This is a genomic window from Thermaerobacter sp. PB12/4term, assembly GCF_003403315.2.
Classification (GTDB): Bacteria; Bacillota; Sulfobacillia; order Thermaerobacterales; family Thermaerobacteraceae; genus Thermaerobacter.
In genome coordinates this window covers 2,592,571-2,607,457 of the sequence record NZ_CP048407.1, presented here as the reverse complement: position 1 = coordinate 2,607,457, position 14,887 = coordinate 2,592,571, and the positions used below count along the sequence as shown (strand labels likewise).

The following is a 14,887-nucleotide window of genomic DNA, read 5'->3' as shown; positions in this document are numbered from 1 at the left end:
AATCATGAAAGAACACGCGGCGGCCCCCCAGGCCGGCGGGCCCACGCCGGCCCCGCGCCGCGAGGACGGCGGAAGGGCCACCGGACCGGCCGCGGCGGGCCCGGGGGCCGCGCCCGGGCCGCGCCGGCTGCGGGTGGGCATCCTGTTCGGCGGCCGGTCGGGGGAGCACGAGGTCTCCCTGATGTCGGCCCGGTCCGTCTTCGAGGCCATGGATCGGCGGCGGTTCGAGCCCGTGCCCATCGGGATCACCCGGGAAGGCCTCTGGATCCTGCCCCACGATGCGCCGGGCCTGCTGAAGGCAGGGCGGGGGGTCGAACCCGGCGACGGCATCCCCCTGGCCGTGGTGCCCGGCCCGCAGGGTGCCCGCCTGCTGCTGCTGGAGGCCGGCGGCGGAGCCGGTTCGTCCGCAGCCGGAGGGGCCGGGGAGGACGGGGCGCCCGTGCAGGGGCGCCGGCTCGAGCCGCTGGACGTGGTCTTCCCCGTGCTGCACGGCACCTTCGGTGAAGACGGCACCGTCCAGGGGCTTCTGGAGCTGGCCGGCATCCCCTACGTGGGGGCCGGCGTCATGGCGTCGGCCGTCGGCATGGACAAGGCCGTCATGAAGGAGCTTTTCCGGGCTCGGGGCCTGCCCGTGGTGCCCTTCCTGGTGGTGACGGCCGCCCGCTGGCGCCGGGAGCCGGCGGCGGTGCTGGACGCCATCGAGCAGTCCCTGGGCTACCCCTGCTTCACCAAGCCCGCCAACCTGGGGTCCAGCGTGGGCATCACCCGCTGTCCCGACCGGGCCACCCTGGAGGCCGGCCTGGCCGAGGCCTTCGCCTACGACCGCAAGGTGGTGGTCGAGCGCGGCGTCGACGCCCGGGAACTGGAGATCAGCGTGCTGGGCAACGACGACCCCGTGGCCTCGGTGCCGGGCGAGATCCGGCCCCGGGACGCGTTCTACACCTACCAGGCCAAGTACACCGAGGGCGGATCGGACCTGATCGTGCCGGCCCAGCTTCCTCCCCGGGTGGTGGAGGAGATGCAGCGGCTGGCCATCGCGGCCTTCCAGGCCATCGACGCCGCCGGCCTGGCCCGGGTGGACTTCTTCCTCGAGCGGGCCACCGGCCGGCTGCTGGTCAACGAGATCAACACCATCCCCGGCTTCACCGCCCTGAGCATGTACCCCAAGCTGTGGGAGGCGGCGGGCCTGCCCTATCGCGACCAGATCACCCGCCTCATCGAACTGGCGCTGGAGCGGCATGGTGAACGGGCCCGCCTCCGGACAACCTATGGAGACGGGGCATGAGGCGCCCCGGGAGACGGGCAGGGGGCGCCCGGGAGGCTCCTCCAGGCACCTGAAGGACCCCGGCCCCCGTGTGGCGAAACTGGCTTTGATCCCGCCGGCGGGAGCAAGGACAGGGAGGTGAAGCCCGTGGCGGATTGCCTGTTCTGCCGGATCGTCGAGGGGCAGTTGCCCGCCGACAAGGTCTACGAAGACGAGCACGTCCTCGCCTTCCGGGACATTAACCCCCAGGCGCCGCAACACGTCCTGGTGATCCCCAAGCGGCACATCGCCTCCCTGAACGAGGCGGGGGACGACGACGTCCCCGTGCTCGGGCACCTGCAGCGGGTGATCCCCGAGGTGGCCCGCCGGGTGGGCGTGGCCGAGAGCGGGTACCGGGTGGTGGTCAACACCGGGCGCGATGCCCTGCAGACCGTCTTCCACGTGCACTACCACGTGCTGGGCGGTCGCACCCTGCAGTGGCCACCCGGCTGATGGCTCCCTGCGGCCACCCCGGTGGCCGGAGGTCGTGGCTGGGAAGGAGGGATCCGGGGTGGCCGAGATCAAGCGCCGGGAAAACGAAACCCTGGACGACGCCCTGCGCCGGTTCCGCCAGGCTTTGCGCAAAGCCGGCATTCTCGGCGAGGTGCGCCGGCGCGAGCACTACGACAAGCCCAGCGTGCGCAGGAAGAAGAAGAGCGATGCCGCCCGCCGTCGCCGGCGGAGCCGCTAGGGTCGCCGAGCGCCCGGACGCTCCGCCCGGGACGGCCGTGACGGCCGGGTCGCGCCGTGACGGCCGGGTCCCCCAAGACCGGTGGTGCCTCGGAGGGAGACGCCACGGCGAGGGGCCCGGGGCGGGCACTTGGGGCACCGGGGCGACGGGGCGGCGGGGGAGGTCTTCCCATGTCCCTGAAGGAGCGCCTGGAACAGGACATGAAGGAGGCCATGAAGGCGCGGGAGGCGGGCAAGACCCGCCTCTCGGTCATTCGCATGGCCCGGGCTGCCATCAAGAACGAGGAGATCGAGCGGGGACATCCCCTCAGCGATGACGAGGTGTTGCAGGTCCTGGCGCGGGAGAAGCGCCAGCGCCAGGAGGCCCTGGAGGAGTACCGCCGGGCGGGCCGGCAGGACCTGGTCGAGCAGATGGAGGAAGAGATCCAGGTCCTGGCGTCCTACCTGCCCGAGCCGCTGACCGAGGCCGAGCTCACCCTGCTGGCGGAAGAGGTCATCGCCCAGGTGGGCGCCCGGGGGCCGCAGGACATGGGCAAGGTCATGGGCCAGCTGATGCCCCGCATCCGCGGCCGGGCCGAGGGCAGCGACGCCAGCCGGATCGTGCGGGAACTGTTGGGCCGGATGAACTAGCCGGGCCCGGTGTCTTGGTCGCCAGGACCCTGGCCCGCACAGGTCACGGGCCCGCCGGGCCGGCAGGGCTCGGCCGGCCCCATCGCATGGGGGAGACCGGGGGAGGCAGGCTCAGGTGGTGAACCCGAACCGGTTCCGGACGGTCCTTTTGCGGCTGGCCGGCCTGCTGGCCCTGCTGGCCGCCCTGGTGGGCCACGGGCTGGGCGGCGGCCCGCCGGCGGCAGCCCAGGAGGCGTCGCCCGCCAGCGGCCCGCCCCAGCGGGTGCTGGTCATCCCCGTGCGCGGCAACATCGAACCCGGTCTGGCCCGCTTCGTCCGCCGGGGGCTGGAACAAGCCCGTCGCGACCGGGCGGCGGTCCTGCTGGAGATCAGCACCTTCGGCGGCCGGGTGGACGGGGCCACCGACATCCGCGACGCCATCAACGCCGCAGCCGCGGCCGGGGTGCCCGTGGCTGCCTGGGTTCCCGACCGCGCCATCTCCGCCGGGGCGCTGATCGCCATCGCCGCTCCCTCCCTCTACATGGCGCCCGACGCCACCCTGGGCGCCGCCGAGCCGCGTCCCGCCGACGAGAAGACCATCTCCTACGTCCGCGCCGAATTCGAAGCCGCCGCCCGCAGCCGCGGCCGCGACCCCCAGGTGGCCGCCGCCATGGTGGACAAGGACGTGGCCGTCCCCGGCCTGGTGGAGCGCGGCCACATCCTCACCCTCACCGGCGAGCGGGCGCGGGAGATCGGCTTCATCGAGGGGGTGGCGGCCAGCCGCCAAGCCGCCCTGGAGGCAGCAGGGTGGAGCGGCCTGCCCGTGGACGAACTGGCCCCCACGGCCGCCGAGCGGGTGGCCCGGTTCGTCACCGACCCCGTGGTGGCGCCGATCCTGCTGTCCCTCGGCATGGCGGGGCTGGTGGCCGAGTTCTACGTCCCCGGTTTCGGCTTCCCCGGCATCGTGGGCCTGTTGAGCCTGGCCCTGTTCTTCGGCGGCCATCTGCTGGCCGGCATCGCCGGGTGGGAGATCCTCCTGCTCTTCCTGGTCGGCGTGCTGTTGCTGGCGGTGGAGCTGCTGATGCCGGGCTTCGGCGTGTTCGGGGTGGCCGGGCTGCTGGCCATCGGCGCGGCCATCGTGCTGGTGACCGGGGACCCCGTGCGGGGGTTGCAATCCCTTTTGATCGGCCTTGCCGTGACCGCCGGGGTGCTGATCGTCCTGGCCCGGGTGGCCGGCCGCAGGGGCCTCTGGCGCCGGCTGGCCCTGCCCACCCGCCTGGGGGAGGCCGAGGGCTTTCGCGCCACGGCGGAAGACCCGGCGCTGGTGGGGATGGCAGGAACGGCCCTCACTCCGCTGCGGCCGGCGGGGACGGCGGCCATCGCCGGGCGGCGCGTGGATGTGGTGACGGAAGGGGAGTACCTGGCCGCCGGGACGCGGGTGGAGGTGATCCGGGTGGAAGGGCGCCGGGTGGTGGTGCGGGCGGCCGGACCCGAGACCGGTCCGGGGGGTTCCGGGGAGGCGGCCCCTGGCGCCGCGGCCGGTTCCGGCCCCGCCGCCGGTTCCGGTGGCAGCACCGCTGCCGGCTCGGGGGCCGGAGAGGGGTCCCATGGGGACTAGGGTGCCGGGATCCCGGGCGGTGCCGCTGCAGGCTCTGGCGGCGCCCCTGGCGCCACCGGGCAAGCAGCCTCTGCACCTGTGCCCGGGACGTCACCTGGCGCCGGCCCCCGGTCGAGGGCCAGGCCAGCGGCAGCAGGCAGTCGACGAGGGCGGGAGACCGGCGGCCAGGGCCGCGGGTGCGAGGGGCGAAGCCGCCGGGCGGCGGCAAGGGCGAGGCAAGGGGAGGGGACGACCATGGATCTTTCCTGGCCGGTTCTTCTGGTGAGCATCGGCCTCATCCTGGTGGGCCTGACGGTCCTGTTCAGCTTCATTCCCGTGGGGCTCTGGATCTCGGCCCTGGCGGCAGGGGTGCGGGTGCCCATCATCACCCTGATCGGGATGCGGCTGCGCCGCGTTCCACCCCACCGGATCATCAACCCGCTGATCAAGGCGGACAAGGCCGGCATCGACGTCAGCCTGGACAAGCTGGAGGCCCATTACCTGGCCGGCGGCAACGTGGACCGGGTGGTCGACGCCCTGATCGCCGCCCAGCGGGCGGAGATCCCGCTGACCTTCGAGCGGGCGGCGGCCATCGACCTGGCGGGGCGTGACGTGCTGCAGGCGGTGCAGGTCAGCGTCAACCCGCGGGTGGTGGAGACGCCCGTGGTGGCCGCCGTGGCCAAGGACGGCATCGAGCTTCGGGTCAAGGCCCGGGTCACCGTGAGGGCCAACATCGACCGGCTGGTGGGCGGCGCCGGCGAGGAGACCATCATCGCCCGAGTGGGCGAGGGCATCGTCACCACCGTCGGCTCCGCCGAAGACCACAAGGCGGTGCTGGAGAATCCCGACTCCATCTCCCGGGTGGTGCTCAGCAAGGGGCTGGACGCGGGCACGGCCTTCGAGATCCTGTCCATTGACATCGCCGACGTGGACGTCGGCCGCAACATCGGCGCCCAGCTGCAGATGGACCGGGCGGAGGCCGACAAGAACATCGCCCAGGCCAAGGCGGAGGAACGCCGCGCCATGGCGGTGGCCGCCGAGCAGGAGATGCGGGCCAGGGTCCAGGAAATGCGGGCCAAGGTGGTCGAGGCCGAGGCCCAGATTCCCCTGGCCATTGCCGAAGCCTTCCGGCAGGGCCGCCTGGGCGTGTTCGACTACTACAACCTGCGCAACCTCCAGGCCGACACCGAGATGCGTGCCTCCCTGGCGGGCGGTCCGGGCCAGGACGAAGGGGTGCCGCCGCGGCAGGAGACGTGAGCCGGGCGGCGGCCCGGGCGCCGGCGGCTTCCCCGGCGCCCGGGGCTGCCGCTGCCGGCAGGGCTCGACGCCGCGCCGGTTCCTCCGGGTTCGGGCGCCGGGAGGTGGGCGGTGGTGAACGGCTGGTTGGAGTGGCTGCTGGAATCGGGAATCAATCTGGCCATCCTGCTCGGGGTCCTGGCCAGCGTCGCCCGGGGCCTGGCCGATTTCTACCGGAAACGGCCGGGTCAAGGGGCCGGGCCGGCACCGGACCGCCCCGCGGCCGGACGGCGGGAGCCCCCAGCGCACAAGGAGCCCGGGCGGGAGCTGGCGCCGCCCGGCCCGCAGTCGGCGCGGCCCCGCGGGTTCGGGGAACCGGGCCGGGCGGAAGCCCCAGGATTCCCGGCTGCTCAGGGCCGAGGGGACGGCCCGGACGGTAGGTCTCCAGGGCACCGTCCCCCCGCTGCAGCAGAGGCCCCGCGGCCGCGGGCCGGCCGCCCGCAGGTGCCGGCCCGGGGGCCCCGGACCGGTCCCCGGCGGGACCTTTGGGGCGACCTCTGGGGTGACCTCCTGTCCCAGCTGGAAGATCTGCTACGGGAGACCGACATCGCGCTGCCCCGCGACGAACCCGGGCGAGCCCGGCCGCCGGCCCGCAGCCGCCCGGAGGCGGGCGAGGCGGCGCCGGAACATCGGCCGTTGACCGGCCGGGCGGGCACCGGCGGCAGAGGTCCAGGGCGGGCGGGTGGCGAAGGACGGGCCGGCCGGGAGGGGGTGCCCGGCGGTGAGGGCCTCTGGGGCGGCGAGGGCGGCCCCGGCGGGGAGGGCCTTCCCGGCGGAGAGGGAAGCCCCGGCCGGGAGGGCGGGCCGGGCCGCGAGGGCCGGCTCACCCGGGAGGGGCCTGCCGGAAGGCACGCGGCTCCCGCCCGGGCAGGCGTCCGGGCCGGCGCCGGGGCCACGGCTGCCCCGGGCGGCCAGGCGGCCGCCGCCACGGGGGATGGGGGTGCCGCGCCGGGCCCGGCCGCTCCCGGCCGGCAGGGACCCCTGCCGCCGGCGGCCGCGGTCGCCCTGATGGCGCCGGCGGCCCGCCGGGAAGCCCTGCGCACCGCCTGGGTCTGGACGGAGGTGCTGGGCCGGCCCCGCGCCCTGCGCCCGTGGACGCCGGAACCCCCTCTTCGCCGCAAGCCGTGACGCCCGAACTTCCGCGAACGACTCAGGTCCGGCAGGGGCCGCGGTAACGCCGCGGCCCCTGCCGCGTTGCCCGGGGAGAGCCGGTGGCCGCCGGCAAGGCCCCCGACCCCGGTGCGGGGCCATGACCTGCCCATCATATCCCTCCGTCCCCCGCCGTAACCTTCAGCGGAGGCTTGTGCACGAAGGAGGCAGCGCCTTGGCGCGGGACGGGCGCGGGGGCGGAGCAGGCGGAGGGGTCGCCGGTGGGGAGGGGTGGCGCCAGTGGCTGGCGGGCCTGGAGGACTCCCTTGCCGGTGCCCTGGAGCTGCCGCGGGATGCGGTACGCAACCTTCCCCGCATCACCTTGCTGGGCGGGCTCGAGCTGGTGGTTGAGAATCACCGGGGAGTCCTCTTCTTCGCTCCGGGCCGGGTGCTGGTGGCCGTGCCCGGCGGCCGCCTGGAGGTCACGGGCCGGGAGCTGGCCATCGGCCGGATCGACCGGGAACAGCTGCGCCTGCAGGGCCAGGTGGAACAGCTGCGCTTCCTGCCGGTGTCCGGCGGCGGGGAAGAAAGCGGCAGGGCCGGGCCCCGCAGGACGGGCGGCTTCTCCGGCAGAGGCGCCTCCCGTCCGGGAGGGAAGGCCCGGTGACCCGAGGGCTGTGGCAGTTTTTGCTGGGCGCGGTGGAGGTGACCGTCAGCCCCTCGCCCCGGGGCCGCCGGTTCGTCCCCCTGTCCAAGCGCCGGCCGGGGGATCCCGCCCCGGCACCGGGTGACGATCCCGGCCTGCCCCGAACCGGGCCCGAGGCCTTTCTCAACCTGGCGGCCGCCCGGGGGCTGGTCCTCTGGCGAGTGCGCCGGCGGGAAGACGGGTCCCTGCGGGGCTGGGTGGCCGCCGGCCAGGTGGGTGGCCTGCGGCCGGTGGCCCGGGCCGCCCGCTGCCGGGTGCGCTTCGGCCGGCGGGTGGGCTGGCCCTTTTTGTGGCGCCGCCTGCAGCGGCGAAAGGTGCTGCTGGGGGGCGCCCTGGTGACCGCGCTGCTGGTCCATTACCTCTCCGGTGCCATCTGGTTCATCGAGATCCGGGGCCTTGAGCACCTGCCGGAGGCCGTGTTGCGGCAGGAGCTGGCCCGGGCCGGCCTCCGCCCCGGGGTGCGCCAGGATGCCATCGACCTCCGCCAGCTGGCCGAGCGGCTGCCCCTCGAGGTGCCGGGGGTGGCCTGGGTGGGCATCACCCGTTACGGCGTCAAGGTCGTGCTGGATGTGGTGGAAAAGGATCCCCCGCCCGCCATGCCCGCCGACCGGCCGGCCCACGTGGTCGCCCGCCGGCCGGGCGTCGTCGTCCAGGTCATGGCCTTGCGGGGTGAGCCGGTGGTCCAGCCCGGCCAGGTGGTGAAGGCCGGGCAGATCCTGATTCGCGGCGCCTACCTGCCGCCGCCTCCCCCCGATCCCGGCCGCGGCGGCAGCCCGTCCCCGTCCCCCAGCCAGGGCAAGCCGGTGGCCGCCCTGGGCCGGGTGCTGGCCCGGACCTGGTACAGCGAGTACCGCGAGGTATCCCTGGAGCAGACCCAGCCCGTGCGCACGGGACGCTCGTCGACCCGAATCGTCCTGCGTATCGGATCCTGGCGCCTGCCGGTATACTGGCAGCGAGGGTATCCAGGACGCTACGAGGTCGAGCGCCGGGTCCTGGTGGCCATCCCCGGCTGGAGGGATGGCCCGCCGCCTGTCGAACTGCTCAGGGAAACGCGCCACCAGGTGGTGCTGGCCCGGCACGTGCTGACACCTCAGCAGGCGGTGCGGCGGGTGGAGCGGCAGGTGGTGGCCCGGGTGACCGCCGGCCTGCCGCCGGGAAGCCGGGTGGTGGCGGTGCGCAGCCAGGTGGTGCAGCAGGGCGCCGGGTTCGCCGGGGTCCGCACCACCGTCGAGGTGATCGAGGACATCGGCGTCCAGCGCCCCTTTCAGCCGCGGTAGGCGGCGCGGACTCCGGCGGGATGGGCCCCGGGGCTGGGCTCGGGGCGCAGGCCCGAGGCTCCCTGTCCGGCTGCCCTCCCGGAAGCGGAACCGGTCCCGCGGCGGGACCGGTTGGTGAGCGAGGGCCGGCCGCTCATCCTGCGGCCGGGGTGGCGGGCCGGTCTCGACCCGCCACCGCCGCGGGGCGCAGCCTGCCGGGCCCGGGGCGCGGGAGGACCTCACCCGGCGCACGAAGGAGGGCGATGGGCTCCTTGCCCGATGCGCGGCAGCCCAACGGTGCGGCGCCGCCGGCCGCCGAAGGCCACGTGGCCGTGATCGACCTGGCGGACCACAGCGAAGCGCTGCAGCTCTTCGGGCGCGGGGACCAGAACCTGCGCCTGATCCAGGACAGCTTTCCCGTGCAGATCGTGTCCCGGGGTGATCACATCCGCCTGCGCGGCCGCCCCGAGGAGGTGCGGCAGGTCGCCACGCTGTTCGAGGGCCTTCTGCAGCAGGTGCGGCGCGGGGTAGCCCTGGGGCCCGAAGACGTGCGTTACGCCATCCAGCTGGCGCGGGAGGGGCGGGCCGAGCGCATCCCCGAGGTGACCGACGACGTCATCGTGACCACGGCCCGGGGCAAGCCGATTCGCCCCAAAACCCTGGGCCAGCGTCGTTACGTCGAGGCCATCCGCGAGAACGGCATCGTCTTCGGCATCGGGCCCGCAGGGACGGGCAAGACCTATCTGGCCATGGCCGTGGCCATCGCCAGTCTCAAGGCCCACCAGGTGGCCCGCATCATCCTGACCCGGCCCGCCGTAGAGGCCGGCGAGAAGCTGGGCTTCCTCCCGGGCGATCTCCAGGAGAAGGTCGACCCCTACCTGCGGCCCCTGTACGATGCGCTGTGGGACATGCTGGGCGTCGAGACCTTCCAGAAGTACATGAACCGGGGCCTGATCGAGGTGGCCCCCCTGGCCTACATGCGCGGGCGTACCCTGGACGATTCGTTCATCATCCTGGACGAGGCGCAGAACACCACCCCCGAACAGATGAAGATGTTCCTCACCCGCCTGGGCTTTGGCTCCAAGGCGGTGGTGACGGGCGACGTGACCCAGGTCGACCTGCCCCGGGGGCGCCACTCGGGCCTGGCCCACGTCCAGCAGGTCCTCAAGGGCATCGAGGGCATCCAGTTCGTCTACCTGACGGAGCGGGACGTGGTGCGCCACCCCCTGGTGCAGCAGATCATCCTCGCGTACGAGGCGTACGAGCGCCAGGAAGAACAGGCTGCGGCCGGCCGCGACGGGACGCACCGGGAGGGTGGAGCGGTGCCGCCGGCCGGTGGCCCCGGGGAAGGGCGCCCCAACGGTGGGCAGGGTGCGGGCGAGGCGGCCGGCCGTCCTGGCGCCGGGATGCCGGCCCAGCAAGCCGGGCGGTGAGCTCCCGCCCGGCCACCTCGAGCGACGCCTGTGCCGGGAGTGGACAAGATGGACGGAGGTTTTGCCGGCCTGGGGCGGTGGCTTGATCGCCACCTGGGCGAGCAGTGGCGGGAGCCCCAGGTGCGGCGCTTCATGTGGAGTGGCCTGTTCTTCCTGTGTTTCACGCTGCTGCTGGCCACGGCGGTGGCGCCGGCCCAGGTGCGGGTGCGGCCCGGCCAGGCGGCACCCCGGGATCTGGTGGCGCCCAAGCAGCTCATCGACCGCCCGGCGACGGAACGCCTCCGCCAGGAGGCGGCCCGGGCCGTCCCCGACCAGTACCAGGAGGACGATTCGGCCGCCGAGCAGGCCCGGCGGGACCTGGAGGCCGCCTTTGCCGCCGTGGCTGCCGTGCAGGACGCCATGGCCCGGCGGGGCCAGGCGGACGGCCAGGGCGCGCCTGCGGAGGCCGCCCCCACGGCTGCGGATCGCAGCCGCCTGGAAGAGCGGCTGGGCTTTTCTCTTCCGGCGGAGGTGGCGGACGCCGTCCTGGCGGCCGGCAAGGGCACGCTGGAGGCCATGCGCCGCGACCTGTGGACGCTGGTGCGGCGGGAGCTGGACCAGGGGATCAAGGAAGACCAGCTGGCCGCCACCCGGCTGCGGCTGGGCGAGGAGATCGAGAACCTGGACTACCCCCAGCCCCTGCGGCAGTTCATGCGCCAGGTGGGCAGCCGCGTGCTGCGGCCCAACCTGATCTTCGACCGGGAAGGCACCGAAGAGGCCCGGCGCAGGGCCATGGAACAGGTTGATCCGGTGGTCATCGTCCCCGGCGAGGTCATCGTGGAAGCCGGGGAGAAGGTGACGGAAGAGGACATGGTCCGCCTGCGGGACGCGGGCCTGCTGCAGGAAGACCCCTGGGACCTGGCGGGCATCTGGGCGGGCACGGGCCTGCTGGTGCTGCTGGGCATGGCGGCCGGGGGCGCGTACCTGGCTACCTTTGATCGCCGGGTTTACGAGGACGAACCGCGGTTCGTCCTGTTCGGCCTGGTGCCGGTGATCACCTTGGTCTTTGCCCGCCTGCTCCAGCCCGTGTCGCCCTACCTGATGCCGGTGGCCACGGGACCCATGTTGCTGGCGGTCTTGCTGAACCCTCGCACGGCCCTGGTGGCGGCCATGCTGCTCTCCGTGGCGGTGGGGGTGATGGCCGGCGACGGCCTGCGGTTCGGCATCGTGACCTTCCTCGGAGGGGCGGCGGCGGCCTTTTCCGTCTCCCGCCTGGGGCACCGGTCCGACTTCATCCGGGCCGGGGCCATCATCGCGGGCGTCAACGCGGCGTCGACCCTGGCCCTGGCCCTGATGTTCGGCAGCCCGCCCCTCACCGGGCTCGAGGTCTGGAAGCAGGTGGGCTGGTCGGCCTTCGGCGGGCTGCTGGCGGCCATTCTCACCATCGGCCTGCTGCCCTTCCTGGAGAGCTTTTTCGGCCTTGTCACGCCGGTCCGCCTGATCGAACTGGCGAACCCCAACCAGCCGCTGCTGCGCCGGCTGCTGGTGGAGGCGCCCGGCACCTACCACCACAGCCTGATGGTGGCCAACCTGGCCGAGGCGGCGGTGGAGGAGATCGGCGGGAACTCCCTGCTGGCGCGGGTGGGAGCCTACTACCACGACGTGGGCAAGATCCGGCGCCCCTACTTCTTCATCGAGAACCAGTTCGGGGGCGAGAACCCCCATGACAAGCTGTCGCCTAACCTCAGCGCCCTGATCATCACCGCCCACGTCAAGGACGGCATCGAGCTGGCACGGCAGCACGGCCTGCCGGAAGAGATCATCCGGTTCATCCGGGAGCACCACGGGACCACCAGGGTGGAATACTTCCTGCGGCGCGCGCAGGAGATGGGTGAGCCGGACCAGGTGCTGGAGGGCAACTTCCGCTACGACGGCCCGCCCCCCACCACCCGCGAGACGGCGGTGGTGATGCTGGCCGACGGGGTGGAGGCGACAGTCCGGTCCCTGGGACATCTGACCCCGGGCCGCATCGAGCAGGTAGTGCGCAAGATCATCAAGGACCGCCTCAACGACGGCCAGCTGGACCGGGCCGACCTCACCTTCCGCGACCTGGACCGGATCGCCAGCACCTTCGTCCGGGTCCTGACGGGGATCTTCCATCACCGCATCGAGTACCCTGAGGTGGTGCTCAAGGAGATGGAGCGGGCCCGGCGCAAGGAAGGGCCGCCCTCCCGGACCGGGTCCCGGCCACCCCAGGCCCCGGAGCCGGCCGGGCCGGAGCGGGCCGGGACGGGAGCGGATGAGCCGCCGGGACCGGCCGCGGGAGCCGGCGGCCCCGGCAGCCACCGCCCCCCGGACGGCGGCGACTGAGACCGGGCAGCTGAGATCGAAGGAGAGGGGAGTCCGGCCGGCCTGGGGCGGCCCGGCCGGAGGCAACGAAGCAGGAGGGAACGGGATGCACCAGGATGGCGGCGCCGTGCCGTCCCAGCCCGTGCTGGCGATGGACAACCACCAGGACCGGCTGGCCGTGCCACCCCACTGGGATCGCCTCCTGCCGGCGGTGGTGGGCCGCCTGCTGGCGGCCGAGGGCCTTGGGGTCCCCGTGGAGGTCTCCCTCACCTTCGTCGACGACGTGGCCATTCAGGAACTCAACCGGCGTTACCGAGGCAAGGACGCGCCCACCGACGTGCTCTCCTTTCCTCAGCTGGACTCGGACGAGGTGGCCGCGCTGGTGCGGGAGCCGGCCGTCCCCGCCCAGGTGGCGCCCGGGCCGGAGCCGGTGCCCCTGGGTGACGTGGTGATCTCCCTGGAGCGGGCGGCGGCCCAGGCCCGGGATTACGGCCACTCCCTGGACCGGGAGGTGGCCTACCTGCTGGCCCACGGTGTGCTCCACCTGCTGGGCTACGACCACCCCGACGCGGAGGGCGAGCGGCGCATGCACGAGAAGGCGGAAGCGGCGCTGGCCGCCTGCGGGCTGAGCCGGCCATGACGGGCGGCCGGCGGCCCAGCTTCGGCCGGGCCGGCACCCTGGCCGAGTCCTTCCGCTACGCGTGGGCCGGCTTCCGCTGGATCTGGGCCACCGAGGCCAACATGCGCCTGCACTTCGCTGCCGCCACGCTGCTCTTCACCGCCGCCTGGTGGCTCGGGGCCGCGTCCTGGCAGTGGGCCGTCCTGATCCTGGCGGCCGGGATGGTCATCCTGCTGGAGTGGCTCAACACGGCCATCGAAGGGGCGGTGGACCTGGCCACGGAGGAGTTCCGGCCTCTGGCCGGCCGGGTCAAGGATGTGGCCGCGGGGGCCGTGCTGGCGGCCGCCCTGCTGGCCACCCTGACGGGGGTGGTGGTGCTGGGTGAGGGGCTGCTGCAGCTCCCCGGCCTGTTCCTGGCCCACGCCCGGGAAGCGCCCTGGCGGCTCTTGCCCCTGCTCCCTGCGCTGTATTTCGCCGTGAGCTCCCTGGGCGTTCGCCGGGCGACCCGGGACGAACCGGTCCCCCGCCCCCCTGCACGGGACCGGCGGCGGGCAGGTGCCCGCCGGCCGGCCCGGTAGGCTGGCCCGGCCGGGCCGTCCCCCGCCGTTCGCCGGTCGCCGCCGGGACCTGCCTGGGACCACCGCGGGTGCCAGGGGGACGCGCCGGCGGAGCCGCAAAGCGGCCATCCCATTCCAGCCTGACGGGAGGAGGAGACACCCTTGCCGCCGTCACCGCGCGAGCCATCCCTGCCGCCGTCGCCGGAGCGGGCCGGTCGCCGGCCCGCCGTCCCGCACCTTCACCCCGGCCGGAGGCTCGTCCCGGGCCCGGTCCTGGCCCTGGCCATGCTGATCCTGGCCGGCGTGGCGCTGGTCCTTCCCGCGTGCAGCCGGTCGGGGCCGGCCACGGCCCCGCCATCGCCACCACCCCCCGGACCGGCCGAACCCGCCCCAACGCCGCCGGCGGCGGTGAACCCGCTGACGGGCCTGCCGCTCGACGACCCGGCCCTCCTGGAGCAGCGCCCGATCCTGGCCAGCATCGACAACCATCCTGACGCCCGCCCCCAGGCGGGACTGGCGGCGGCCGATCTGGTGTATGAGGTGCCCGCGGAAGGCGGCATCACCCGCCTGCTGGCCCTGTTCGTCACCCAGCGGCCGGAGCGGGTGGGGCCCGTGCGCAGCTCGCGCCACTATTTTCTGGACCTGGCGGCCGAATGGGATGCCCTGTACGTCCACGCCGGCGGCAGCCCCCAGCACTATGCCCGCATCGGGGCCAGCGGCCTGGATGACCTGGACGGCGTCCGCTCCGATCCCCGGGGCGGGGGACGGCGGGTCTTCACCCGGGACAACGGCCGGGCGATGCCCCATAATCTTTATGCATCCTTGCCGGTGGCCGTGGCGGCCGCGGAAGAACGCGGCTGGGCCGTCACGGCGCAGCCGCCGGCCGCCCCCTTCACCTTCCTGGACCCCGGAGCCCGTCCGGCGGGCCAGGAGGTAGAGGAACTGGTCATCCACTGGCCCGGCTGGCGCCAGGGGTGGGTGCGCTACCGGTGGACGGGGCAAGGCTTCCGGCGGGAGACCGCCTTCGGCCCCCATACGGCCGAGGAGACCGGGCAGCCCCTGGCGCCGGCGAGCCTGCTGATCCAGTACGTCCCGTCCCGGCCCATCGCCGGCGATGCGGCCGGGCGGCTGGACGTGGAGGTGACCGGTTCCGGGCGCCTGCTCATCGCCACCGGCGGGCGGTGGCGGGAGGGGCGCTGGGAGAAGCCGTCTGCTGCCGCACCTACCCGCTGGCTGGAGGCCGGCGGCCAGCCCGTGACCCTGGTGCCCGGTCCGGTCTGGGTCCACCTGGTTCCCACGTCCACCCGGGTGGAGATCCAGGGGCCGGACCAGGGGCCGGACGCCGCCGGCGAAACGGACAACCGCCAGGCGCCGGCGGGCAACTAGCCCGGGCAGAGAGGAGGG

14 protein-coding genes are annotated in these 14,887 nt (G+C 74.2%); all 14 read left to right on the top strand.

Annotation, left to right across the window (positions count from 1 at the left end; genetic code table 11):
* The first annotated feature begins 4 nt into the window (after positions 1-4).
* The 14 genes from DYI95_RS10865 (at position 5) to DYI95_RS10800 (ending at position 14,869) form a co-directional block, all read left to right on the top strand.
* The gene (locus DYI95_RS10865; RefSeq protein ID WP_116899775.1) at positions 5-1,285 is read left to right on the top strand and encodes a D-alanine--D-alanine ligase family protein; all 1,281 of its coding nucleotides are present in this window, start codon (positions 5-7) and stop codon (positions 1,283-1,285) included.
* 126 nt (positions 1,286-1,411) lie between these two features.
* Complete coding sequence (locus DYI95_RS10860; protein WP_006902958.1) at positions 1,412-1,756, top strand: histidine triad nucleotide-binding protein; 345 nt, start codon at positions 1,412-1,414, stop codon at positions 1,754-1,756.
* A 58-nt stretch (positions 1,757-1,814) separates the two neighbouring features.
* The gene (gene rpsU / locus DYI95_RS10855; protein WP_006902959.1) at positions 1,815-1,994 is read left to right on the top strand and encodes a 30S ribosomal protein S21; all 180 of its coding nucleotides are present in this window, start codon (positions 1,815-1,817) and stop codon (positions 1,992-1,994) included.
* A gap of 170 nt (positions 1,995-2,164) precedes the next feature.
* On the top strand, positions 2,165-2,623 hold the full coding sequence (locus DYI95_RS10850) for a GatB/YqeY domain-containing protein (protein WP_116899776.1): 459 nt from the start codon (positions 2,165-2,167) through the stop codon (positions 2,621-2,623).
* A gap of 115 nt (positions 2,624-2,738) precedes the next feature.
* Positions 2,739-4,220, top strand: a complete 1,482-nt coding sequence (locus DYI95_RS10845) for a nodulation protein NfeD (RefSeq protein ID WP_116899777.1) — start codon at positions 2,739-2,741, stop codon at positions 4,218-4,220.
* 234 nt (positions 4,221-4,454) lie between these two features.
* Positions 4,455-5,456: a flotillin-like protein FloA gene (gene floA / locus DYI95_RS10840; protein WP_116899778.1), complete on the top strand. Its 1,002-nt coding sequence runs from the start codon at positions 4,455-4,457 to the stop codon at positions 5,454-5,456.
* 114 nt (positions 5,457-5,570) lie between these two features.
* Positions 5,571-6,623, top strand: coding sequence for a hypothetical protein (locus DYI95_RS10835; RefSeq protein WP_147308085.1), 1,053 nt, complete (start codon positions 5,571-5,573; stop codon positions 6,621-6,623).
* 196 nt (positions 6,624-6,819) lie between these two features.
* The gene (locus tag DYI95_RS10830; RefSeq protein ID WP_116899780.1) at positions 6,820-7,251 is read left to right on the top strand and encodes a YabP/YqfC family sporulation protein; all 432 of its coding nucleotides are present in this window, start codon (positions 6,820-6,822) and stop codon (positions 7,249-7,251) included.
* Positions 7,248-8,567, top strand: coding sequence for a sporulation protein YqfD (yqfD, locus tag DYI95_RS10825; RefSeq protein ID WP_116899781.1), 1,320 nt, complete (start codon positions 7,248-7,250; stop codon positions 8,565-8,567). The genes DYI95_RS10830 and yqfD overlap by 4 nt, the downstream gene beginning before the upstream one ends.
* Before the next feature lie 251 nt (positions 8,568-8,818).
* The gene (locus tag DYI95_RS10820; RefSeq protein WP_116899892.1) at positions 8,819-9,979 is read left to right on the top strand and encodes a PhoH family protein; all 1,161 of its coding nucleotides are present in this window, start codon (positions 8,819-8,821) and stop codon (positions 9,977-9,979) included.
* A gap of 48 nt (positions 9,980-10,027) precedes the next feature.
* On the top strand, positions 10,028-12,328 hold the full coding sequence (locus DYI95_RS10815) for an HD family phosphohydrolase (protein ID WP_116899782.1): 2,301 nt from the start codon (positions 10,028-10,030) through the stop codon (positions 12,326-12,328).
* 85 nt (positions 12,329-12,413) lie between these two features.
* The gene (gene ybeY / locus DYI95_RS10810) at positions 12,414-12,947 is read left to right on the top strand and encodes an rRNA maturation RNase YbeY (protein ID WP_116899893.1); all 534 of its coding nucleotides are present in this window, start codon (positions 12,414-12,416) and stop codon (positions 12,945-12,947) included.
* Entirely contained in the window at positions 12,944-13,504 is a 561-nt protein-coding gene (locus tag DYI95_RS10805; protein WP_116899783.1) for a diacylglycerol kinase family protein, read from the top strand. Before ybeY ends, DYI95_RS10805 begins: the two co-directional genes overlap by 4 nt.
* 141 nt (positions 13,505-13,645) lie before the next feature.
* Complete coding sequence (locus DYI95_RS10800; RefSeq protein WP_116899784.1) at positions 13,646-14,869, top strand: DUF3048 domain-containing protein; 1,224 nt, start codon at positions 13,646-13,648, stop codon at positions 14,867-14,869.
* The last annotated feature ends 18 nt before the right edge of the window (positions 14,870-14,887 follow it).

Coding starts and splice junctions, on each gene's coding strand:
- ybeY (WP_116899893.1), top strand. CDS start 12,414: ATGCACCAGGATGGCGGCGCCGTGCCGTCCCAGCCCGTGCTGGCGATG.
- DYI95_RS10850 (WP_116899776.1), top strand. CDS start 2,165: ATGTCCCTGAAGGAGCGCCTGGAACAGGACATGAAGGAGGCCATGAAG.
- DYI95_RS10865 (WP_116899775.1), top strand. CDS start 5: ATGAAAGAACACGCGGCGGCCCCCCAGGCCGGCGGGCCCACGCCGGCC.
- floA (WP_116899778.1), top strand. CDS start 4,455: ATGGATCTTTCCTGGCCGGTTCTTCTGGTGAGCATCGGCCTCATCCTG.
- DYI95_RS10805 (WP_116899783.1), top strand. CDS start 12,944: ATGACGGGCGGCCGGCGGCCCAGCTTCGGCCGGGCCGGCACCCTGGCC.
- DYI95_RS10815 (WP_116899782.1), top strand. CDS start 10,028: ATGGACGGAGGTTTTGCCGGCCTGGGGCGGTGGCTTGATCGCCACCTG.